We start from the raw sequence: 21,070 nt of genomic DNA, 5'->3' as shown, positions 1-21,070 counted from the left end.
GTACACATCATGGCCAAGCCGTTGAGCGAAGATCGTCGCAGCCCGCCTGCCGACACCCCCTCAGAGCCAGCTCCCATCCCGCCCCACCTGGCGCCGCAACGGGCCACCCGCGTCGAGCAGCCGCCCGAAGGCGAATGGTTGTTCGAGATCAAGCATGACGGCTACCGGCTGATGAGCCGAATCAGCGGCGGCGAGGTGCGCCTGTTCAACCGCGAGGGGTTGGACTGGACCGCCGAGCTGCCGCACCAGGCGCAGGCCATCGCTGCGCTGCAGCTCAACGAGAGCTGGCTGGACGGCAAGCTGGTGCAGGCCAACGCCGAGGGCGTGGCCGACTACCTCGCCCTGCAGGAGGCCTTCGAGGCCGGCCGCTGCATGGACCTGCAGTACTACCTGTTCGACCTGCCGTTCCACAACGGCGAGGACCTGCGCGAGCAGCCGCTGGAGCAGCGCCGCGCGCGCCTGCGCAAGCTGCTGGGCAGCGCCAAGCATCCGCTGCTGCGCTTCTCCGACAGCTTCACCGCCAGCACCCCGGACATCCTCGAAGGCGTCTGCACCCTGAACCACGAAGGCGTGATCGGCAAGCGCCGCGGCAGCCTGTACCGCGACGGCGAGCGGAACCTGGACTGGATCAAGCTGGACTGCGTGACCGACGCCAGCCATGCGCCACTGATGACCGAAAGCCAGGCCCGCCACACGGACGAACCCAGCCATGACTTCAGCGATGGCCACCGCGAGTCTGTCGCCGGGGTGTCCATCAGCCACCCCGAGCGCGTACTCGATCGCGTCAGCCAGACAGCCCGTGTCGACCTGGCGCGTTTTTACCAGCGGATCGGCGCCTGGCTGCTGCCGCAGTTGCGCCAACGCCCGGTGGCCCTGATGCGCGCGCCCCACGGCGTCGAGGGCGACCTGTTCCTGCAGCGCCACACCGAACACCTGGCCTTGCCGCACATCACCCTGCTACCTCCCGCCCTCGACCCCGGGCACGCGCAGCTGATGCAGGTCGACCGCCTGCCGGCGCTGATCGAGGCCGTGCAGCGCGGCGCCGTGGAATTCCACGCCTGGGGCGCCACCAGCGACCGCCTGGACCTGCCCGACCGCCTGGTGCTGGACCTCGACCCCGACCCGGCGCTGCCCTGGGGCATGGTGCTGGACGCCACCGCCCAGACCCAGGCGCTGCTCGATGAACTGGGCTTGCGCAGCTACCTCAAGACCAGCGGTGGCAAGGGCATGCACATCATCGTGCCACTGGCCCGCCACGCCCGCTGGAACCGCGTGCTGGGGTTCGCCAAGGCCATCGCCCACTACCTCATGACCCAACTGCCCGAGCGCTTCACCGCCACCCAGGGGCCGCGCTACCGGGCGGGGCGCATCTTCGTCGATTACCTGCGCAACCAGCGCGGCGCCAGCACCGTGGCCGCCTACTCGGTACGGGCCCGCCCCGGCCTGCCGGTGTCCACGCCCATCGCCCGGCACGAGCTGGCCAACCTGGAAAGCGCGCGTCACTGGCACGTGGGCAACATTGGCGAGCGCCTGGAACAACTGCCCACCGACCCGTGGCAAGGCTATGACAACCGCCAACGCCTGACCACGCGCATGTGGACGCAGCTGGGCGTGGAGCCGCCCCATGATTAGGATCCGATTATTGTGTGGTTTGAAAAGGTGTTTCACTAACTGTTAGCTGGCTCATAGTTAGCACACAGGCTATCGTGCAGGTGTCGAGACAGGATGTCTCAACGTTTGCCCTTGAATGGCCAATGCCCGGAGATCCCCAACCCCGAGGGCATTGGTCTTTTTTTTGGCTGGGATGCGCCGCCCCGGCTACCCGGGGGCGCCCACCTTCATCTGCCTGCCTGGCACAGAAATAACATATTTGTTATTCTGCGCTCCATGACTTATACCCTAACCTATTACAATGAAAGCGTTCAGGATGATGTGCTTGCATTGCCGCCGGGTTTGCGTGGCCGCTACTTTGCCTTGACCGATCGCATGGAGCTTCACGGTCCCAACCTCGGGGAACCCCACAGCAAGGCGTTTGGCGAGGGGTTGTTCGAGCTGCGCCTGAAGTCCGCTGAAGGCATTGCCAGGGCGTTCTACTGCACCTTGGTCAACAAGCGAATCGTGGTCCTGCACAGCTTCGTGAAAAAGACCGACAAGACGCCTGTCAAAGACAGACGGTTGGCCGAAACCAGAATGAAAGAGGTAAAGAACAATGCTGACTCACGCTGAGCTTAAAGCCAAGGCCTTGGCGGAGCCCGAAGCGCTGGCCGAGTACGAACGGCTGAACCGCGAGGAATTTGCCCTGCTGGACGAGATGCTCAATGCGCGCCGGGAAGCAGGGCTGACCCAGGCGCAGGTGGCCGAGCGCATGGGCACCAAGGCGCCCGCCGTGGCGCGCCTGGAGCGGGCACTGGCGTCCGGCAAGCACTCCCCCAGCCTGGACACCTTGCGCAAGTACGCCGCCGCGCTGGGCAAGAGGATTGAAGTGCATTTCGTCTGAGCGCCCTATCTGCGCGTCAACGCCGCGCCGCCAACAGCCCCACCCCCGCGCAACTCAACAACACCGCGCTCGCGCGGTTGAACACCCGCCGTGGCCGCGGCTGGCTGAACCAGCGCTGCAGGTGGCTGCCCAGCCAGGCGTAGATGGCGATGGCCAGCCATTCCAGCAACAGGAACATGGCCCCCAGCCAGAAGAACTGCTGGCCCACCGAGGTGGGGCCGTCGACCGAGACGAACTGCGGCAGGAAGGCGGTGAAGATGAGGATGGCCTTGGGGTTGCCCGCCGCCACCCAGAACTCCTGCCCCGCCAGTTTGAACAGGCCGCGGCTGCCCGGCCCGCCCGGCGCCTGGCCGTCCACCGGGGCGCGCCACAGCTGCACGGCGAGGTAGAACAGGTACAGCGCACCGGCCACCTTGACCATCAGGAACAGCCGTTCCGACGCATGCAGTACCACTGCCAGGCCCATGGCCGCCAGGGCGATCATACCGGCGAAGGCCAGCAGCCGCCCGGCGCCCGCCAGGCACGAGGTGGCGAAGCCGTGGCGGCTGGCGTTGTTCAGGGACAGCAGGTTGTTCGGCCCCGGGGCCATGTTCAAGGCAAAGCAGGCGGGCACGAACAGCAGCAGGGTCGCAAGGTTCACGGCATGACGCTCCAGGCAAGACGGCCTGGCAGCTTAGCACCGCCTGTCGGGCTGGCTCAACGAGGGTCGTCGGGGCTCATTTCACCGTCGTCGGTCTCGGTGCGGACCTTGTCCGGGTCCAGTTCCGGGTCCTTGTCCAGGGGAATGGGCGGCAGGTTTTCATCGCCCGGGCGCGCATCGGGCGGTACCGGGTCGGGAGCCAAGGGGTTGCTGGAGCGGTCGAGGGGGTCGGAGGTCATGGGACACCTGTACGCGCGGGGCTGGTTTTATTGTGATCGCCATCCGCGCCAGGAGTTGCCTGCTGGCGCGCTCACGCCAGTTCCGGCTCCACCCGGTCCCTGCCACCCTGCTTGGCCGCGTACACGCCGGAATCGGCGCGCAGCAGCAAGGCATCGGCGCCCTCGCCGCGGCGCCAGCTGGCCACGCCGAAGCTGGCGGTGACGACGCCCACGCCATCCACCGGAGTGTGGCGCAGGCCCTGCCACAGCTCCAGGGCCAAGGCGTGGGCCTGCTCGCCGTTGCTGCCGGGGCACAGCACCATGAATTCCTCGCCGCCCAGGCGGCAGAAGACGTCGGTGCGGCGCAGGCGATGGCTGATTTTCTCGCAGATGTTCTTGAGCACCCGGTCGCCCACGGCGTGGCCGTAATGGTCGTTGATGCGCTTGAAGTGATCGATGTCGAGCATGATCACCGACAAGTGCAGATGATCGCGCTCGGCGCGGTCCAGTTCGACCTTGAGGCGCTCCTGGAAGTAGCGGCGGTTGTGGATGCCGGTGAGCACGTCGGTCACCGACAGGGCGCGCAGTTCTTCCTCCACCCGCTTGAGGTCGGAGATGTCCGTGAGGTAGCCATGCCACAGGGTGCCGCCGCCCGGCGTCGGCTCCGGCGTGGCCTCGCCGCGCACCCAGCGCAGGCCCTGGCGCGGCAGCTGCACGCGGTACTCCTCGCGCCATGGCGTCTGGTGCTCGGCGGAATAGCGGATCGACTCCAGCACCCGCTCGGCGTCGTCGGGGTGGATGCGCTGCATCACCAGCCGGCCGTCCTCGCGCAGGGCGCTGGGCTCCATCTCGTAGATGTCGCGGATGCCGTCGCTGGCCCAGCTGAAGCTGGTGCGGCCGTCCGGGTCGAGGCGGAACTGATAGATGCCCCCCGGTACCTCGGCGCTGAGCTTGCGCAGCAGCTGGTCGCGGGCGGCCAGGGCCTCGTGCACGCGCTTGCGCTCGGTGATGTCGATGCACACGGCCAGGTGCCCCACCCACTGGTCTTTCTCGTCGAGCACCGTGGTGGCCAGCATGTTCACCGGCATCCGGCTGCCGTCGCGGCGCACCAGGGTCCACTCGCGGGCCTGGTCGCCGCCGTCGCCGGGGGTCTCCACCAGCATCGCCTGGGCCAGGGGGATGTCGCGCTCGTAATAGGCGCGCAGGGTGCAGGCGCGCGCCACCAGCTCTTCACTCAGGTGCAGGTTCTGCAGGGTCAGGTGCCCCACCGCTTCCTCGCTGCGGTAGCCCAGCATGCGTTCGGCGCCGGCGTTGAAGATGGTGATCAGGCCATTGAGGTCGGTGGCAATGATCGCCACCTGGGTCGCGGCGTTGAGCACGCTGCTCAGCTGGTTGTGGGTGATGCGCAGGGCCTGCTCGCTGCTGCGCAGCTGCGAGGTGCGCTGCTCTACCAGCTTCAAGGCCCGCTGGCGCTGGCTGACCAGGCTATAGAGCAAGGCGCTGAGCATCAGCGTCAGCAGCGCACCCAGGGTCACCACCACGTTCAGCGGCGAGGTGTGATTGGCCTCGGCGAACAGCGGGCTGGGGCTGATGTCCAGCTGGTAGTCGCGGTCGGCCAGGCGTAACAGGTGCGTGGCGGTCAGGCCCTCGGGCGGCGCCGGGTTGCTGGACTCGTACAGCACTTCATGCTCGCCCGCCGTGGACAGGTCGAGGATGCGCACGTGCAGGTTGTCGTCGTTCTGCGCCGGCAAGCCGTCGCCCATCAACTGGCCGAGGCTGATGACCGCCGACACGAAGCCCAGCGGCGGCCCGCCATCCTTGCCCGGCACGGGCGCCACCATCAGCACCCCGCGGCTGTTGCGCAGGGCCACGCCCACCAGATTGACCGGCGGGGTGACGGCCAGGTCGCCGGTCTTCAGGGCGCGCTGCAGGGTCTCATGCCGCGAGGGCTGGGAGTTCACGTCAAAGCCCAGGGGCAGTTTCAGCCGTGTCTGCGACTGGGTGAAGAACACCGGATAGTACTCGTCACGCGTGGCGGCTGGCACCAGCGAACCGTCCGGCCGCTGGTCGCGGATGGCAAAGTCCTCGATGCCCTCGTCACGGGCTGCCTGCTCGAAGGCGGCGCGCTGGGCGTTGGTCACCCGCGGCAGCCAGGAATAGGCCTGAGTGCGCAGCAGCAACGGCCCGGCATAGCCTTCGTATTCGTGGCGGCTGACGTTGTCGGAATAGCTGAAAAAACGGCGCAGGCCAGCCAGGCGCTGGGTCTGGTCCTCGAAGCGCTCTTCGATGCGGCTGAAACGTTCGTTGGCCAACAGCTCGAAGCGTTGCCGCAACTGCCGCTGATACAGCTCGGAGGTGCCCAGGGCCACCAGGCTGGTGACCACGGCGCCAGCGGCCAGCGCCAGCGAGGCGATAAGCCAGGCGGAGGCATCCTCACTGATAAAGCCAAGAATTTTCGGGCGAACGGCATGCAACGACATAAGCGGAACTCACAACGCCGGCGTGCTTCGTATCACTTTGGCTTTGGCTCAGTTATAGCTATTTGCCAGTAGTTTGCCTAGTGAGTCATCAAGCGAAATTGTTGATCATGGGGTGCAGCAAAAAGGGCTCCATGGGAGCCCTTTCGCGATGTAGCCAAAATGTACGACAGTCAGGACTGGCGCGGGCTACCGTTCATCGGGCCTGAATTTTCCAGGCGCGGTGAATCTTGCTGTTGCGGGCGAAGTCCGGGTCCAGGGTCTGGGCGCTGATTTCTTCCACCTGGTAACGCTCGCCCAGGTGCTCGTCGAGCTGGAACTTGCGGAAGTTGTTGGAGAAATACAGCACCCCGTCCTTGGCCAGGCGCGCCACGGCCAGGTCCAGCAGCTCGACGTGGTCGCGCTGCACGTCGAACACGCCTTCCATGCGCTTGGAGTTGGAGAAGGTCGGCGGATCGATGAAGATCAGGTCGTATTCCTCGCGGTTGGCCGCCAGCCACGCCATCACGTCACCCTGCTCCAGGCGGTTCTTGTCGGAGAAACCGTTCAGCGACAGGTTGCGGCGCGCCCAGTCCAGGTAGGTTTTCGACAGGTCGACGCTGGTGGTGCTGCGCGCGCCGCCCTTGGCCGCGTGCACGCTGGCCGTGGCGGTGTAGCAGAACAGGTTGAGGAAGCGCTTGCCGGCCGCCTCGCGCTGGATGCGCAGGCGCATCGGCCGGTGGTCCAGGAACAGGCCGGTGTCCAGGTAGTCGGTGAGGTTCACCAGCAGCTTGATGCCGCCTTCCTGCACTTCGGTGAACTGGCCCTGGGCGCTCTGGCGCTCGTATTGCTTGGTACCGCTCTGGCGCTCGCGGCGCTTGATGATCACGCGGCTCTTGTCGATGCCCAGCGCCTGGGGAATGGCGGCCAGGGCGTCGAACAGGCGGGCCTGGGCCTTTTCCGGGTCGATGGATTTCGGCGCGGCGTATTCCTGCACGTGGACCCAGTCGTGGTACAGGTCGATGGCCAGGGCGTACTCGGGCATGTCGGCGTCATACACGCGGTAGCAGTCGACCTTCTCGCGGCGGGCCCACTTGCCCAGCTGCTTGAGGTTCTTCTGCAGGCGGTTGGCGAACATCTGCCCGCCTTCGCTCAGGCGCGCCTGCTCGACCACAACCGGTGCCGGCTTGATCGGGTTGCCGTTCTTGTTGACGCGCGCGTACGGGTCGGCAGCCGGCTGGGTGGCCTGCTCGTCGGCCTGCTCACGTTCCAGCTGGCGCTGCTCGGCGGTGCGACGCTCGCCGGTGACGAACTGATCGGGCAGCACCTTGATCAGCAGCAGCTTGCACGGCAGCGCGCCGTTCCAGAACGAGTATTGTTTGTGGCTGCGAATGCCCATGCGCTTGCCCAGGTCCGGGGCGCCGGTGAACACCGCCGCTTCCCAGTTCAGGCAGGCCTGGCGCAGGCGCTCGCCGAGGTTCTGGTAGAGGTACAGCAGGCTGGCCTCGTCACCCAGGCGCTCGCCGTAGGGAGGGTTGCAGATCACCAGGCCTTTCTGGTTCTGGTCCGGGCGCGGCTCGAAGGTCGCGACTTCGCCCTGGTAGATCTTGATCCAGTCACTGAGGCCGGCACGCTCGACGTTGTTGCGGCCAGGCTGGATCAGGCGCGGGTCAGCTTCGTAGCCGCGGATCCACAGCGGTGGCTTGGCCAGGCCGGCGTCGGCACGGGCCAGCGCCTCGTCGTGCAGCTTGCGCCACAAGGCCGGCACGTGACCCAGCCAGGCGCTGAAGCCCCAGCGGGTGCGCTTGAGGTTGGGGGCGATGTCGGCGGCGATCATCGCCGCTTCCACCAGGAAGGTGCCCACGCCGCACATCGGGTCGGCCAGCGCGCCGCCTTCGGCAGCAATGCGCGGCCAGCCGGAACGGATCAGGATCGCCGCCGCCAGGTTTTCCTTCAGCGGCGCCGCGCCTTGCTGCAGGCGGTAGCCGCGCTGGTGCAGGCTGTGGCCGGACAGGTCCAGGGACAGAATGGCTTCGCCACGGTCCAGGCGCAGGTGCACGCGCAGGTCGGGGTTGAGCTTGTCGACGCTGGGGCGCTCGCCCTCGGGGGTGCGCAGCTTGTCGACGATGGCGTCCTTGACCTTCAGGGCGCCGAAGTGGGTGTTGTCGATGCCCGAGCCATGGCCGCTGAACTCCACCGCCAGGGTGCCGTCGGGCAGCAGGTGGTCCTGCCAGTCCACGTCGTGCACGCCGTGGTACAGGTCTTCGGCGTCCTTCATGGCGAAGCGCTTGAGCACCAGCAGCACGCGGTTGCCCAGGCGCGACCACAGGCACAGGCGGTAGGCCGTTTCCATGTCGGCCATGCCGCGCACGGCGGAGGTGTGTTCGCGGGTGTCTTCGAGGCCAAGCGCGGTGGCTTCCTCAGCAAGCAGGCCTTCGAGGCCCTTGGGGCAGGTGAGGAAGAGTTCGTAACGATCCGACATGGGGTATCCAGGGGCATGAGCCATAAATGGAAGGGCAACGCATCACCCTTCCCGAGTTTAACCAGGCGCTTTTCTGTGGAAGCGCCCGTGTGACACCACCGTGGTGTCGACCGCCGGGACTGGAAATCGGCTGTGGAACAGCCTTTGATCGCCCCGGCAGAAAAAAATTCTGCAAAACGACGGGCCTGAAAATGACCCTTCGTCGTTTAATACTGAAAAGCATTTAGCCATCAATCCCTGATGGCAACGTCCCATTACTGGGGCTGCAAGGCTGATCATAGCCGGGTTTAACCCCCGCTGGCCTTTGAAGCATCCTTTTACTTATGGTCGAGACACCATAATCGTTACGTCCTTATGACAAAACGGTCGTTCACACGGAAGAACGCATTGTTTAGAAATCCCTACAGGCCGCATCGCAATGGTACGGCACCACTGCTCGCCACGCCGGCAGCGAGCATCCAAAACCGGCAGAAAGACTCTGCCCGGCCTCAGACGAGGCCGACGGGACATAACAGTCAACAGACGAGGGCAACACCCTATGAGAAGACTTAAGCGTGATCCGTTGGAACGAGCATTTTTACGCGGATACCAATATGGCATCCATGGCAAATCCCGTGAGCTTTGCCCTTTTACTCTACCGTCAGTTCGTCAAGCCTGGATCAATGGCTGGCGTGAAGGACGCGGCGACAACTGGGACGGTATGACCGGCACTGCGGGTATCCACAGACTCAACGAACTTCACGCGGTCGGCTGACGAGGACGATTTTTCTCTTACATTTTCGTGATCAACCATGCGCGCCCTAACGGGCGGCGGGCGAGAGCCCAGGGGCCCCTTCGAGGGCCCCTTTTTTATGCCTTCAGCCTCGTGGCAGCGCGGCGATGGCGTCCACCGCCTCGCGGATCAGCGCCGGGCCCTTGTAGATGAAGCCCGAGTACAGCTGCACCAGGCTGGCGCCGGCGGCGATTTTCTCGGCCGCGTGCTTGCCTTCGGTGATACCGCCCACCGCGATGATCGGCATGCGCCCGGCCAGCTCGCCGGCCAGCACCTTGACGATGTGGGTGCTCTTCTCGCGCACCGGCGCGCCCGACAAACCGCCCGCCTCGTCACCGTGTGCCAGGCCCTCGACGCCTTCACGGCCCAGGGTGGTGTTGGTGGCGATGACCGCGTCCATGCCGGAGGCCAGCAGCGCCTGGGCCACTTGCACGGTTTCCTCGTCGCTCATGTCCGGGGCGATCTTGATCGCCACCGGCACGCGCTTGCCGTGCTGCACGGCCAGCACTTCGCGGCGTGCTGCCAGGGCGTCGAGCAGCTGCTTGAGCGACTCGCCGAACTGCAGGCTGCGCAGGCCCGGGGTGTTGGGCGAGCTGACGTTGACGGTGATATAGCTGGCGTGGGCGTAGACCTTGTCCAGGCAGATCAGGTAGTCGTCGACGGCGCGCTCCACCGGGGTGTCGAAGTTCTTGCCGATGTTGATGCCCAGCACGCCCTTGTACTGCGACGCGCGCACGCGGTTCAGCAGGTTGTCGACGCCCAGGTTGTTGAAGCCCATGCGGTTGATGATGGCGGTGGCTTCAGGCAGGCGGAAGATGCGCGGCTTGGGGTTGCCCGGCTGCGGGCGCGGGGTCACCGTGCCGATCTCGACGAAGCCGAAGCCCAGCTGGGCGAAACCGTCGATGGCCGCGCCGTTCTTGTCCAGGCCTGCGGCCAGGCCCACCGGGTTGTCGAACGCAAGGCCCATGACGGTCACGGGCAGGCGCGCCGGCGCCTTGGTCAGCAAGCCGTTGAGCCCCAGGCGGCCACCTGCGCCGATCAGGTCCAGGGACAGGTCGTGGGAGGTTTCCGGAGAGAGTTTGAACAACAGCTGGCGGGCCAGGTTATACATGGGCAGGCATGACTCGTTGGAAGATCGTCGGGGGCCGGCATTATAGCCACATTTACGCCCCCGTAGCAGCTGCCGCAGGCGGCGTCCGCATCCAGCACCGTCCCGGTGCACTGGCATACCTCTTGCGTCACATTGGGTACTTTTACACGGACCCCCACCATGACCGAGCCCCACACCCCCCTGGCCTGGGTGGCCGGCAGCGATGCGCCGGAGATAACCAGCCTGAACATCGGCTACATGGCCCTCACTGACTGCGCCCCGCTGGTGGTCGCCGCCACCCAAGGCTTCGCCCAGCCCCACGGCCTGACCCTGAACCTGCACCGCCAGGCGTCCTGGGCCGGGCTGCGCGACAAACTGTTGAGTGGCGAACTGGACGCTGCCCACAGCCTGTACGGCATGGTCTACGCCGTGCACTTGGGCATAGGCGGCACCCCGGCCAGCGACATGGCGGTGCTGATGGGCCTCAACCAGAACGGCCAGAGCATCAACCTGTCACCCACCCTGCAGGCCGTTGGCGTGACCAGCCCCGAGGCACTGGCGCGCCACGCGCACCAGCAAGGTGCGCGCCTGACCTTCGCCCAGACCTTCCCCACCGGCACCCACGCCCTATGGCTGTATTACTGGCTGGCCGCCCAGGGCATCCACCCGCTCGACGACGTCGACAGCGTGGTGGTCCCCCCGCCGCAGATGGTGGCGCACCTGCGCGCCGAGCGAATCGACGGCTTCTGCGTGGGCGAGCCCTGGGCCGCCAGCGCCGTGGACCAGGGCCTGGGCTTCACCCTCAGCACCAGCCAAGCGATCTGGCCCGACCACCCGGAGAAGGTGCTGGCGTGCACCCAGGCCTTCGTCGACCAGCACCCCAACAGCGCCCGCGCCCTGGTGGCCAGCGTGCTGCAGGCCAGCCGCTTCATCGAGCAGAGCCCGGAAAACCTGCGCGGCACCGCGCAGCTGCTCAGCGGCGCGGAGTACCTGGACGCACCACTGACCGCCATCGAGCCGCGTCTGCTGGGCAACTACGACGACGGCCTGGGCCACCACTGGCATGACCCCCACGCCCTGCGCTTCTTCGCCGGCGGCAGCGTCAACCAGCCGTGGCTGTCCGACGCCATGTGGTTCATGACCCAGTTCCGCCGCTGGGGCCTGCTGCGCCATGACCCGGACTACCTGGGCATCGCCCGGCAAGTGCAGCAGACCGCGCTGTACCGCAGCGCAGCCGCCAGTGTCGGTGTGCCAGTGGCCCCTGATGATCTGCGCAGCAGCCAACTGATCGATGGCAAGGTCTGGGACGGCAGCGACCCCGCCGGCTACGCGCGCAGCTTCGCCCTGCATGCCTTGGCCGATGACTGACGGGAGACGACCACTATGCTGCGTATCCTGTTGATCAACGACACCCCGCGCAAGGTCGGGCGCCTCAAGTCGGCGTTGGTGGAAGCCGGTTTCGAGGTGATCGACGAGTCGGGCCTGACCATCGACCTGCCGGCGCGCGTCGAAACGGTGCGCCCGGATGTCATTCTGATCGATACCGAGTCACCGGGCCGCGATGTGATGGAGCAAGTGGTGCTGGTGAGCCGTGACCAGCCGCGCCCCATTGTGATGTTCACCGACGAACACGACCCGCAGGTAATGCGCCAGGCGATCAAGTCCGGGGTCAGCGCCTACATCGTCGAAGGCATCCAGGCCCAGCGGCTACAGCCGATCCTTGACGTGGCCATGGCCCGCTTCGAGAGCGACCAGGCCCTGCGCGCGCAACTGCAGGCCCGCGACCAGCAGCTGGCCGAGCGCAAGCGCATCGAGCTGGCCAAGGGGCTGCTGATGAAGATGAAGGACTGCAAGGAAGAGGAGGCCTACACCCTGATGCGCCGGCAGGCCATGAGCCGCCAGCAGAAGCTGATCCAGGTGGCGGAGCAGATCATTGCCATGAGCGAACTGCTGGGCTGATCCCCACCCTTGTTCCGTAAGAACGCGCGTGGGGGCTGGCCCGGGATTTGCTTTGTATCAGCCAGGTAGCCAACGGCGGTTGCCCCCACATTGAACGACAAAGACGTCGCACACCCTCTCGCCCTGGCGAGCCGGGTTGCGGCGTTTTTTCGTTTTCGGCCCCTGCTGCCCCCTGTCGAGGTGTTCGATGAGCACAAGCTTCTGGAAATCCGGCCATGCCCCTACGCTGTTCGCCGCCTTCCTGTATTTCGATCTGAGCTTCATGGTCTGGTACCTGCTGGGCCCGTTGGCCGTGCAGATCGCCAACGACCTGCAATTGACCACCCAGCAACGCGGCCTGATCGTCGCCACGCCGATCCTTGCCGGAGCCATCCTGCGCCTGGTGATGGGCGTGCTGGTGGATCGCCTGTCGCCCAAGACCGCTGGCCTGATCGGCCAGTGTACGGTGATCGTGGCGCTGTTCTGCGCCTGGCATTTCGGCATCCACAGCTACGAGCAGGCGTTGCTGCTGGGCGTGGGCCTGGGCGTGGCGGGTGCCTCGTTCGCAGTGTCGCTGCCGCTGGCCTCGCAGTGGTACCCCGCCCAGCACCAGGGCAAGGCGATGGGCATCGCCGGGGCCGGCAACTCGGGCACGGTTTTCGCCGCGTTGTTCGCCCCGGCGCTGGCCGCGGCGTTCGGCTGGAACAATGTCTTCGGTTTCGCCCTGCTGCCACTGCTGGCCGTGTTGCTGGCGTTCAGCCTGCTGGCCCGCAACGCCCCGCAACGGCCCAAGCCCAAGGCCGTGGCGGATTACCTCAAGGCCCTGGGCGACCGTGACAGCTGGTGGTTCATGTTCTTCTACAGCGTGACGTTCGGCGGCTTCATCGGCCTGGCCAGCGCCCTGCCCGGCTACTTCAACGACCAGTACGGCCTGAGCCCGGTGACGGCGGGCTACTACACCGCCGCCTGCGTGTTCGGCGGCAGCATGATGCGGCCCCTGGGTGGTGCACTGGCCGACCGTTTCGGCGGCATCCGCAGCCTGCTGGCGATGTACAGCGTGGCCGCGATCTGCATCGCCGCCGTGGGCTTCCACCTGGGTAATTCCTACGCGGCGCTGGCGCTGTTCGTCGGCGCCATGCTCGGCCTGGGCGCCGGTAACGGTGCGGTGTTCCAGCTGGTGCCGCAACGGTTCCGCCTGGAGATCGGCGTGATGACCGGCCTGGTGGGCATGGCCGGCGGCATCGGCGGCTTCCTGCTGGCCGCAGGTTTGGGGGCGATCAAGCAGCACACCGGCGACTACCAGTGGGGCCTGTGGCTGTTCGCCGCCCTGGCGGTGGTGGCCTGGTTCGGCCTGCACGGGGTCAAGCGCCGCTGGCGCACCACCTGGGGCTCGGCCGCCGTTACTGCGGCGCGGGTCTGACCATGCCCTTGCAATTGAGCTGTGCCCAGGCCAGCGCCTGCGGGCCACGCGCGGAAAACCAGGATGCCCTGCGCCTGGTCACCCCGGCGCCGGAACTGGCTGCCAGCAAGGGCTACCTGTTCGCCCTGGCCGACGGCGTCAGCCAGTGCGCCGACGGCGGCCTGGCGGCGCGCGCCACGCTGCAGGCCCTGGCCCTGGATTACTACGCCACGCCGCAGACCTGGGGCGTGGCCCAGTCCCTCGACCGCCTGCTCAGCGCCCAGAACCGCTGGCTACAAGCCAACGGCGGCGGCCAGCCGCTGCTGACCACCCTCAGCGCCGTGGTGCTGCGCGGCCAGCGCTTCACCCTCGCCCATGTCGGCGATTGCCGGGTGTACCGCTGGCAACCGGGCCAGTTGCGGCAGATCAGCGAAGACCATGTGTGGGAGTCGGCGGGCATGGAGCACGTGCTGACCCGCGCCTTGGGCCTGGACCGGCACCTGGTGGTGGACTATCAGGAGGGTGAACTGCAGGACGGCGAAGTGTTCCTGCTGCTCAGCGACGGCGTGTGGGCGACCTTGGGCAACACCCAGATTGCCGCGGTGCTGGCCGACCACGTGGGCCACCTCGACCAGGCGGCCCAGACCCTGGTGAGCGCCGCCCACCTGGCCGGCAGCCAGGACAACGCCAGCGCCCTGCTGGTACGTATCGACAAACGTGGCGCCGACAACCTTGGCGACACCTTGCACCAGCTGCGGCAATGGCCGCTGCCGCGCACGCTCAAGCCCGGCCAGGTGTTCGAGGGCTGGACGGTGGTGGCGCCATTGGCCCAGAGCCGGCAATCGCTGCTGTACCGGGTCGAGGACAGCCAGGGCCAGCGCTGGCTGTTGAAGACACTGCCGGCCGAACGCCACGACGAGGCGGGCGCGCAGCAGGCGCTGCTGATGGAGGAATGGTTCCTGCGCCGCGTGGCCGGCCGCCACTTCCCCCAGGTGCACGCCCTGCCCGGCCGCCAGCACCTGTACTACGTGATGCGTGACTACCCCGGCCAAACCCTGGCCCAGTGCCTGGCACACCAGGGGCCGCTGCCCCTGGCGCACTGGCAGGCGGTTGCCCAGGGCTTGTTGCGGGCGCTGGGGGCGCTGCACCGGCGCAACATCATCCACCGTGACATCAAGCCGGAGAACCTGCTGCTGGGCGACGACGGCGAGCTGCGCCTGCTGGACTTCGGCCTGGCGTACAGCCCCGGCCTGTCCAGCGACAGCCCCAACGCCCTGCCCGGCACCCCGAGCTACCTGGCGCCGGAGTGTTTCAGCGGCGCGCCTCCGTCGCCACAACAGGACCTGTACGCCGCAGGCGTGTGCCTGTACCAGCTATTGACCGGCCACTACCCCTACGGCGAAATCGAGGCCTTCCAGCACCCGCGCTTCGGCGTCCCGGCCAATGCCCACCGCTACCGCCCCGACGTGCCCGACTGGCTGGACGCCATGCTGGCGCGCAGCGTGACGGCCGACCCGACGCAGCGCTTCGAGACGGCAGAGGAATGGCTGCTGGTGCTGGAACAGGGTGAAAGGCAGGGCCTGCAACCGCGTGCCTTGCCGTTGCTGCAGCGTGAACCGCTGAGGGTGTGGCGGGGGTTGGCGCTGGGGTCGCTGCTGGTGAACCTGGTGCTGCTGGTGTGGGTGTTGCAGCACGCTTGACGCCAGCTGCGCGGCGAGCCGGACGCAGCCTGCGGCAGCTGCTACAGGGATGGGCAGCCCGCCGCATCGCGGTTTCTGTAGCAGCGGCCCAAGGCCGCGTCCAAGGCGCCGCGCTGTTGCCGGCACACCGCGGCGCATCCGGACGCAGCCTGCGGCAGCTGCTACGGGGATGCGCGGAACCCGCAGGCGAAAAAAAACCCGGCCTAGGCCGGGTTTTTTTCAAGCTTTATCCAATTACTTGGATTGAGCTTCTACTTCAGCTTCTACGCGACGGTTAGTAGCGCGACCAGCGTCAGTCGAGTTGTCAGCGACTGGACGGGTTTTGCCGTAGCCGATCGAGTCAACACGGTTGCCTTGCACGCCGTACTGGTTGACCAGTACGTTTTTAACGGCCAGGGCACGACGCTCAGACAGCTTCTGGTTGTAGGCGTCTGGACCGACGTTGTCGGTGTGGCCTTCAACACGAGTAGTGGTCTGTGGGTACTGCTTCATGAAGTCAGCCAGGTTCTTGATGTCAGCATAGCTGTTTGGCTTGACGACCGACTTGTTGAAGTCGAATTTCACGTCCAGCTGAACGCGAACGACTTCTGGAGCTGGAGCTGGAGCTGGCTCTTCAGCAACTGGAGCTGGAGCTGGTGCTGGAGCAGGAGCCGGAGCCTTGCCGCCGTTACCGCCGAAGTTCACACCCAGGCCGATGGTAGGAGCGTAGTCCCACTTGCCGTTGTCCAGTTTGTAGTCAGCATCGATACCGGCACGAGCGTACAGGTTGTCGGTGATGTACCACTTGGCGCCAGCGCCGATGGTAGCGAAGGTGGAGCTGTCGCGACCGCTGTGGCCGTCAGCTTGCACGTTGCTCAGGCTCTGGTGAGCGAAGCCACCGGAAACGTACGGACGAATGGCGTCGCCGACAGTACCGAAGTGGTACATGGCGGTCAGGGAGCCAGTGTCACCGTGGATTTTCTGGCTGCCAGTACCATCGTTCGAACGAGTGTAGTTGGTCTTGCCGTAGCCCAGGATGACTTCAACGTCGTCGGTCAGGAAGTAGCCCAGCGAAGCGCCGGCAGTACGGCCGTCTTCGACGTGCTTGACGCTGTCGTTGTAGTTCTTCTGGTAGAAGGCTTCACCTTCGACCGCGCCTTGGCCTTGTGCCAAAGCGCCGAAAGAAGTTGCGGCAACAAGAGAACCAATGGCAATGCCTAAGGTGTTTTTCAGTTTCATCCGTTAAATCCCCATCTGGTGATTGTTAAGCAGTACCCCCTTACACGGGGGACAACTCGGCGGCCAGTCTAGCAGAACTAGCCCCCACGTTAGAGATATTTGCACCGAACTAAGTTTCGGCGATACCTGCAAATTTCTCACGTAGCTTGTCGAGCGCACGTTTGTATCGCATTTTCGTCGCGCTCAAACCCATGTGCATGATGTCCGCGATCTCTTGAAACTCAAGCTCTGCGACGAATCGAAGCACAAGTATTTCTCGGTCGATCGGGTTGACATGTATCAGCCAACGATCCAATCCACCACGCTCCTCCGGTTTCGGCGCCTTCTCTTCGGATGCCTCCTCGAGCGGGTCGAGGCTCAATGCATCCATGAGGCGGCGCTTGCGCCGTTCCTTACGGTACTGCGTGATACATTCGTTGTAGGTGATGCTGTAGAGCCAGGTCTTGAACTTCGATTTACCCTCGAAATTCTTCAGACCGTACAACACCTTCAACATCACCTCCTGACAGACATCGTCAGCATCACGATCGTTCCCTAAATATCTCGCACACACGTTGAACAGGGTTCGCTGATAGCGCCTCATCAGCTCTTCGTAGGCACGGGTGACGTGAAAAAGCTCCACATGCGAACGCGCCACCAGCTCCTCGTCTGTGAGCGTGCGGGGGTCGTAACGCAGGGGCAACGAATGAACTTTATTCAAAACAAGTCGGGCCGACAGTCAGGTCAATATCCACCATGGCCCGACACCCGGGCCATTTTGCGGCGGCATACAGTAGCAGAATTTGCCGGCTCAGCGGCTACTAACCCGCTGCTCCAAGAGGATCCGATTCGACAGGGAAACCAATTCCCCGTCGTCGGTCAGCACCGTCGTCTTGACCGTGCCGATCTCCTCGATCTGGCCTTCAACCTCTCCAATTCGCACTTGTTGCCCCACCTGGTACAACTCCCGCACGTAAATTCCTGCCAGGATCTGCCCGGCGATTTCCTTGCTGCCGAGGCCCATGGCCAATGCAACGGCCAGACCAACGGTAATCAAAACAATGACGATGACGTGGTTCAGCAGGTCGGTCTTGACCTCGAGCTGGCTAATGGCCACCGAGATACTGATGACAATGACCAGCCACTGAGCCACTCGCCCAAGCCCTGCCGAGTAGTCCAGCCCCACGCCTTCGGCCGCGCCGCGCACCAGGCCGTTCACCAGTTGCGCCAGCAGCACGCCGACCAACAGCACCAGCGCGCCACCGAAAACCTTCGGCAAATAGAGCGCCAGCATGTCGAGCGTAGCTGAAACTCGCTGCAAGCCAAGGGATTCGGCCGCAGAAACCAGGAAAATCAGCAACACGAACCAGTAGACGATCTTGCCCACCAGGGTGGAAATCGGCACCTGGATGCCGCCGCGGCTCATCAGCTTGGTCAACCCGGTGCCTGCCATCAGGCGGTCCAGGCCCAGCTTGGCCAGCAGCTTGGACAACAGGGTATCGAGCAGCTTGGCCACGACAAAGCCCAGCAGCAGCACCACCAACGCACCGAACAGGTTGGGGATGAAATTCGCGACCTTCGTCCAGAGTGCGGTCATGGCCGTCACCAGGCTCTGAGTCCAGAGATCAAGTTGCATAGTCAATCAGCCTTATCAGCAGTGGGTTTGCGTCGCGAGACTGGCGCCACATGACCCGATCCATTTTCCACGGCGATCATGAAGGCCTGCAGCCAACGGCCCATCAGGCTGAACAGATCGCCGGCGCCGACTTGCCGATTGGCAGTCTTGAGGACACGCCCCAGGCAGGCGTCGTCATCCCGCCCTGGGGAGGAAGACGCCTTGAGCATGTCACGCAGTGATTCTTCAAACGGATCGTGCATACGCACCTCACGAATTATCAGTCAAAGACGAGAGCTGTCGCAGGCGGGTCACATCGATCCGGCAGGCATATGCAACCATATGTGTCCTGAACGGCGCCTAAACCCAACGCAATCGACGAAACAGCCACCATTGCCCCACGCCCAGCAGCACCATCAGCGTGCACGCCACCAGGAAGCCATACGGGCTGGTGTTCAGCGGAATGCCACCGACGTTGATACCCAGCAGCCCGGTCAGGAAACTCATGGGCAGGAAGATACAGGTGATGATGCCGAAACGGTACATGGTGCGGTTCATGCGCTCGTTCAGGCGCCGGTCCTCCGCCTCCAGCACCAGGCCCACGCGCTCGCGGGTCAGCTCCAGCTCTTCGAGGTAACGGGTGAGGCTGTTGTTCAGCTCGTTCCAGTAGTCCGCGTCGTCGTCGACGAACCACGGCAATTTGTTGCGCGACAGCTGGCCGAAGATTTCCCGCTGCGGCGCCAGGAAACGCCGCAGCCCGGCGGCGCGCCGGCGAATCTGCAGGATGCTGCCGTGTTCGGGGGTGTATTGCTCGTCGGCGTCGATCTTGTCTTCCTCGTCGTCGACCACCTCGCTCAGCTCGCCCACCAGGGTCTGCACCTTCTCGGTGAGGTACTGGGCCAGGTAGAGGATGAGTTCGGAGGAGGTACGCGGGCCACGGCCCTGCTGCAGCAGCACCATCAGCTCGTCGGTGGCGCGCAGCGGGCGCAGGCGCAGGGAGATCACCCGGCGGGCTTCGGCGAAGATACGCACCGAGACCATGTCCTCGGGCTCGGCACCGGGGTTGAGGTTGACGCCGCGCAGGAACAGCAGCAGCTGGTCATCGGGCAACGGCAGCAGCCGCGGCCGGGTGTTTTCCTCCAGCAGCAGGTCACAGCTGAACTCGTTCAGCCCGCTGTCGTTGCGCAACCACGCCTGGGTTTGCGGATGGCCACGGTCCCAGTGCAGCCAAAGGCTTTCCTGCGGTTCCAGTACCAGCTCATCCAACTGCGCGCGGGCGATCTGCCGCGCACCACCTTTACCGTCGAGCACCAGGGCCTGCACCAGGCCCCACTGCGCGTTTTCTTCCTCGAACATCCACACCCCGATGATTGATTGCGAACCGCTTAACTCGGCATTTTCAATGCGCTGGGGGACACGATAACGCCATTGTTGTCGGCGTAGATGAATTCTCCCGGCTTGAACGTGACACCGGCGAAGGTCACCGGCACGTTCAGGTCGCCCAGGCCACGCTTTTCCGTACGCAGCGGGTGGCTGGCCAGGGCCTGCACGCCGACGTCGGTCTGGGCGATGGCGTCGACGTCGCGGATGCAACCGTAGATCACCAGCCCTTCCCAACCGCTCTTGGCGGCCTTGTCCGCCAGCATGTCGCCCAGCAACGCGCAGCGCAGCGAGCCGCCGCCATCCACTACCAGCACCTTGCCCTTGCCGTTCAACTCCACCTGGGCCTTGACCAGGGAGTTGTCCTCGAAGCACTTGATGGTGACGATTTCGCCACCGAAGGAATCGCGCCCGCCGAAGTTGCTGAACATGGGTTCCAGCACCTTGACCAGCTCGGGGTAGGCATCGCACAAATCGGGAGTGAGGTAATGCATGGGGTAACTCCTGTCAGCTCAAGACACGGTCGATCGAAAAGGCGACCGCTACTGTAGGAACGAGCCGGCCTGCCCTGCGTTTACACCCTGCGTGCGTCGTTGCCAACGCACGCGCAATCGACATAGCTTAGCCGCCCCACCGCTGACCGTGAAGTCACGCACCCACGGGCACTTCCTGCGCCTGCGCCAGCAACGGCGCGTGGGGGTTGTGCAGCCAACGCCCCACCAGCGGCCAGACCTCGGCCTGGGCGGCCTTGCTGACCAGCATCTCGACGTGGCCGAAGTTGTCGGCGAAGCCGTGGTCGCGGCCCAGTTGCACGAACTGGCGCTGGTCGCCACCAAAGGCCTCGAACAGCTTGCGGCAGGCCCACGGCGGGTCCTGGTGGTCAGCGCTGGCGGTCACTGCCAGCAACGGCACCTGCACCTCGGCCAGGCCCGCCCACCAGTCTTGCTTGCCGTCGCCAAAGCGGCCGAACAGGCCATACCAGCGCATGGCCTCCAGGGCCAGGCCGATGGGCTCGTCCTCGGGGCCGCGCTTGAGGCGCGAGCCGGAAATGTGGGCGAAACGCTTGAGCAGCAGGCGTGCGCTCCATTCCACCGGTGGCATTTTCAGCGGCCAGTAGGTGCGGCTGACCTGGCAGCCGAACAACGCTGCCGAGGCGACGTTGTCCTGCGGCAGGTAACCACCGCCCAGGGCGGCCGCCAGGCTGATGCCGCCCAGGGAATGGCCGATCCAGTGCGGCGCGCGGCCGGTCTGCTCCTGCACGAACGCGCCGATCACCGGCAGGTCGTAGCGGGCGTAGTCGGCGACGCGGTTGCGGGCGTAGTCCAGGTTGCGCGGCGACAGGCCGTGGCCGCGCATTTCCGGAATCCACACGTCAAACCCTTCGCGCACCAGCCAGGCCCCCAGGCCGATGCCGCGGGGCGACACCCAGAAGCGCCGGTTGGAAAAGCTGCCGTGCAGCAGGATGACGGGCACGCCGCCAGGTTGCGCCTGGTCGGCCAGGCCCAGGCGGGTCACGGCCAATTCAACGCTGGCATCCGGGCTGTTGGCAGCCTTGATGCGATAGACGTCTTCGCTCAGGTCGCCACGGCGCTCGGCGCTGAGCAAGGCGACCGGGAAGAGATTGCTGCTGCTTTGCATAAGACTTCTTGTACAGAAAATAAACGGAAGATCAAAAACACCCGTAGC

20 protein-coding genes are annotated in these 21,070 nt (G+C 65.3%); 8 read left to right on the top strand and 12 right to left on the bottom strand.

Annotated features, from left to right (window positions below):
* Window positions 1–9 precede the first annotated feature (9 nt).
* The 3 genes from ligD to RAM80_RS26415 all read left to right on the top strand — a co-directional run bounded on the left by ligD (window position 10) and on the right by RAM80_RS26415 (window position 2,497).
* Window positions 10–1,632 (top strand): non-homologous end-joining DNA ligase, encoded by a 1,623-nt coding sequence (gene ligD, locus RAM80_RS26425; RefSeq protein ID WP_416423336.1) that lies wholly within the window; start codon window positions 10–12, stop codon window positions 1,630–1,632.
* A gap of 93 nt (window positions 1,633–1,725) precedes the next feature.
* On the top strand, window positions 1,726–2,226 hold the full coding sequence (locus RAM80_RS26420) for a type II toxin-antitoxin system RelE/ParE family toxin (RefSeq protein WP_416423335.1): 501 nt from the start codon (window positions 1,726–1,728) through the stop codon (window positions 2,224–2,226).
* The gene (locus tag RAM80_RS26415) at window positions 2,210–2,497 is read left to right on the top strand and encodes a helix-turn-helix domain-containing protein (RefSeq protein ID WP_416423334.1); all 288 of its coding nucleotides are present in this window, start codon (window positions 2,210–2,212) and stop codon (window positions 2,495–2,497) included. Before RAM80_RS26420 ends, RAM80_RS26415 begins: the two co-directional genes overlap by 17 nt.
* Window positions 2,498–2,513: 16 nt before the next feature.
* Here RAM80_RS26415 and RAM80_RS26410 read toward each other — a convergent pair whose 3' ends face one another.
* From RAM80_RS26410 to rlmKL, 4 genes are all read right to left on the bottom strand, one after another.
* Entirely contained in the window at window positions 2,514–3,137 is a 624-nt protein-coding gene (locus RAM80_RS26410) for a LysE family translocator (RefSeq protein WP_416423333.1), read from the bottom strand.
* Between the two features lie 56 nt (window positions 3,138–3,193).
* Window positions 3,194–3,376 carry a hypothetical protein gene (locus RAM80_RS26405; RefSeq protein WP_416423332.1) on the bottom strand — a complete coding sequence of 61 codons (183 nt, stop codon included), beginning with the start codon at window positions 3,374–3,376 and terminating at the stop codon, window positions 3,194–3,196.
* A gap of 71 nt (window positions 3,377–3,447) precedes the next feature.
* Window positions 3,448–5,835 (bottom strand): diguanylate cyclase, encoded by a 2,388-nt coding sequence (locus tag RAM80_RS26400; RefSeq protein ID WP_416423331.1) that lies wholly within the window; start codon window positions 5,833–5,835, stop codon window positions 3,448–3,450.
* Window positions 5,836–6,028: 193 nt separating this feature from the next.
* On the bottom strand, window positions 6,029–8,293 hold the full coding sequence (rlmKL, locus tag RAM80_RS26395) for a bifunctional 23S rRNA (guanine(2069)-N(7))-methyltransferase RlmK/23S rRNA (guanine(2445)-N(2))-methyltransferase RlmL (protein WP_416423330.1): 2,265 nt from the start codon (window positions 8,291–8,293) through the stop codon (window positions 6,029–6,031).
* Window positions 8,294–8,831: 538 nt separating this feature from the next.
* Here rlmKL and rmf point away from each other — a divergent pair.
* Window positions 8,832–9,047 carry a ribosome modulation factor gene (gene rmf, locus RAM80_RS26390; protein WP_008368461.1) on the top strand — a complete coding sequence of 72 codons (216 nt, stop codon included), beginning with the start codon at window positions 8,832–8,834 and terminating at the stop codon, window positions 9,045–9,047.
* 103 nt (window positions 9,048–9,150) lie between these two features.
* On the opposite strand, the gene RAM80_RS26385 is transcribed toward rmf, so the two are convergent.
* A complete protein-coding gene (locus RAM80_RS26385; RefSeq protein ID WP_416423329.1) occupies window positions 9,151–10,176 on the bottom strand; it encodes a quinone-dependent dihydroorotate dehydrogenase in 1,026 nt (341 codons plus the stop codon).
* 159 nt (window positions 10,177–10,335) lie between these two features.
* Here RAM80_RS26385 and RAM80_RS26380 point away from each other — a divergent pair, with 159 nt between their 5' ends.
* The 4 genes from RAM80_RS26380 (at window position 10,336) to RAM80_RS26365 (ending at window position 15,192) form a co-directional block, all read left to right on the top strand.
* Window positions 10,336–11,523: a CmpA/NrtA family ABC transporter substrate-binding protein gene (locus tag RAM80_RS26380; protein ID WP_416423328.1), complete on the top strand. Its 1,188-nt coding sequence runs from the start codon at window positions 10,336–10,338 to the stop codon at window positions 11,521–11,523.
* Window positions 11,524–11,538: 15 nt separating this feature from the next.
* Window positions 11,539–12,114, top strand: coding sequence for an ANTAR domain-containing response regulator (locus tag RAM80_RS26375; RefSeq protein ID WP_416423327.1), 576 nt, complete (start codon window positions 11,539–11,541; stop codon window positions 12,112–12,114).
* A 187-nt stretch (window positions 12,115–12,301) separates the two neighbouring features.
* Complete coding sequence (locus tag RAM80_RS26370; protein WP_416423326.1) at window positions 12,302–13,513, top strand: nitrate/nitrite transporter; 1,212 nt, start codon at window positions 12,302–12,304, stop codon at window positions 13,511–13,513.
* A gap of 2 nt (window positions 13,514–13,515) precedes the next feature.
* The gene (locus tag RAM80_RS26365; RefSeq protein WP_416423325.1) at window positions 13,516–15,192 is read left to right on the top strand and encodes a protein kinase domain-containing protein; all 1,677 of its coding nucleotides are present in this window, start codon (window positions 13,516–13,518) and stop codon (window positions 15,190–15,192) included.
* Window positions 15,193–15,426: 234 nt separating this feature from the next.
* On the opposite strand, the gene RAM80_RS26360 is transcribed toward RAM80_RS26365, so the two are convergent.
* From RAM80_RS26360 to RAM80_RS26330, 7 genes are all read right to left on the bottom strand, one after another.
* A complete protein-coding gene (locus RAM80_RS26360) occupies window positions 15,427–16,410 on the bottom strand; it encodes an OmpA family protein (RefSeq protein ID WP_416423324.1) in 984 nt (327 codons plus the stop codon).
* A 109-nt stretch (window positions 16,411–16,519) separates the two neighbouring features.
* Entirely contained in the window at window positions 16,520–17,110 is a 591-nt protein-coding gene (gene sigX / locus RAM80_RS26355; RefSeq protein ID WP_008368464.1) for an RNA polymerase sigma factor SigX, read from the bottom strand.
* A 90-nt stretch (window positions 17,111–17,200) separates the two neighbouring features.
* A complete protein-coding gene (locus RAM80_RS26350; RefSeq protein ID WP_416423323.1) occupies window positions 17,201–18,025 on the bottom strand; it encodes a mechanosensitive ion channel family protein in 825 nt (274 codons plus the stop codon).
* Window positions 18,026–18,027: 2 nt separating this feature from the next.
* On the bottom strand, window positions 18,028–18,273 hold the full coding sequence (locus tag RAM80_RS26345; protein WP_416423322.1) for a CrfX protein: 246 nt from the start codon (window positions 18,271–18,273) through the stop codon (window positions 18,028–18,030).
* 91 nt (window positions 18,274–18,364) lie between these two features.
* Complete coding sequence (locus tag RAM80_RS26340; RefSeq protein WP_416423321.1) at window positions 18,365–19,360, bottom strand: zinc transporter ZntB; 996 nt, start codon at window positions 19,358–19,360, stop codon at window positions 18,365–18,367.
* Between the two features lie 29 nt (window positions 19,361–19,389).
* On the bottom strand, window positions 19,390–19,878 hold the full coding sequence (gene rraA, locus RAM80_RS26335) for a ribonuclease E activity regulator RraA (RefSeq protein ID WP_416423320.1): 489 nt from the start codon (window positions 19,876–19,878) through the stop codon (window positions 19,390–19,392).
* A 154-nt stretch (window positions 19,879–20,032) separates the two neighbouring features.
* A complete protein-coding gene (locus RAM80_RS26330; protein WP_416423319.1) occupies window positions 20,033–21,022 on the bottom strand; it encodes an alpha/beta fold hydrolase in 990 nt (329 codons plus the stop codon).
* Window positions 21,023–21,070: the final 48 nt, after the last annotated feature.

This window comes from Pseudomonas sp. App30 (genome assembly GCF_047947025.1).
In the GTDB taxonomy this organism is placed as follows: Bacteria; Pseudomonadota; Gammaproteobacteria; order Pseudomonadales; family Pseudomonadaceae; genus Aquipseudomonas.
The sequence above is the reverse complement of the archived record's forward strand: the minus strand, read 5'-3'. Positions and strand labels throughout refer to the sequence as shown.

Bases quoted from the DNA above. Each gene is read 5' to 3' on its own strand.
- ligD (WP_416423336.1), top strand. From the start codon at position 10: ATGGCCAAGCCGTTGAGCGAAGATCGTCGCAGCCCGCCTGCCGACACC.
- RAM80_RS26420 (WP_416423335.1), top strand. From the start codon at position 1,726: ATGTCTCAACGTTTGCCCTTGAATGGCCAATGCCCGGAGATCCCCAAC.
- RAM80_RS26415 (WP_416423334.1), top strand. From the start codon at position 2,210: ATGCTGACTCACGCTGAGCTTAAAGCCAAGGCCTTGGCGGAGCCCGAA.
- RAM80_RS26405 (WP_416423332.1), bottom strand. From the start codon at position 3,376: ATGACCTCCGACCCCCTCGACCGCTCCAGCAACCCCTTGGCTCCCGAC.
- RAM80_RS26400 (WP_416423331.1), bottom strand. From the start codon at position 5,835: ATGTCGTTGCATGCCGTTCGCCCGAAAATTCTTGGCTTTATCAGTGAG.
- rlmKL (WP_416423330.1), bottom strand. From the start codon at position 8,293: ATGTCGGATCGTTACGAACTCTTCCTCACCTGCCCCAAGGGCCTCGAA.
- rmf (WP_008368461.1), top strand. From the start codon at position 8,832: ATGAGAAGACTTAAGCGTGATCCGTTGGAACGAGCATTTTTACGCGGA.
- RAM80_RS26385 (WP_416423329.1), bottom strand. From the start codon at position 10,176: ATGTATAACCTGGCCCGCCAGCTGTTGTTCAAACTCTCTCCGGAAACC.
- RAM80_RS26380 (WP_416423328.1), top strand. From the start codon at position 10,336: ATGACCGAGCCCCACACCCCCCTGGCCTGGGTGGCCGGCAGCGATGCG.
- RAM80_RS26375 (WP_416423327.1), top strand. From the start codon at position 11,539: ATGCTGCGTATCCTGTTGATCAACGACACCCCGCGCAAGGTCGGGCGC.
- RAM80_RS26370 (WP_416423326.1), top strand. From the start codon at position 12,302: ATGAGCACAAGCTTCTGGAAATCCGGCCATGCCCCTACGCTGTTCGCC.
- RAM80_RS26365 (WP_416423325.1), top strand. From the start codon at position 13,516: ATGCCCTTGCAATTGAGCTGTGCCCAGGCCAGCGCCTGCGGGCCACGC.
- RAM80_RS26360 (WP_416423324.1), bottom strand. From the start codon at position 16,410: ATGAAACTGAAAAACACCTTAGGCATTGCCATTGGTTCTCTTGTTGCC.
- RAM80_RS26350 (WP_416423323.1), bottom strand. From the start codon at position 18,025: ATGCAACTTGATCTCTGGACTCAGAGCCTGGTGACGGCCATGACCGCA.
- RAM80_RS26340 (WP_416423321.1), bottom strand. From the start codon at position 19,360: ATGTTCGAGGAAGAAAACGCGCAGTGGGGCCTGGTGCAGGCCCTGGTG.
- rraA (WP_416423320.1), bottom strand. From the start codon at position 19,878: ATGCATTACCTCACTCCCGATTTGTGCGATGCCTACCCCGAGCTGGTC.
- RAM80_RS26330 (WP_416423319.1), bottom strand. From the start codon at position 21,022: ATGCAAAGCAGCAGCAATCTCTTCCCGGTCGCCTTGCTCAGCGCCGAG.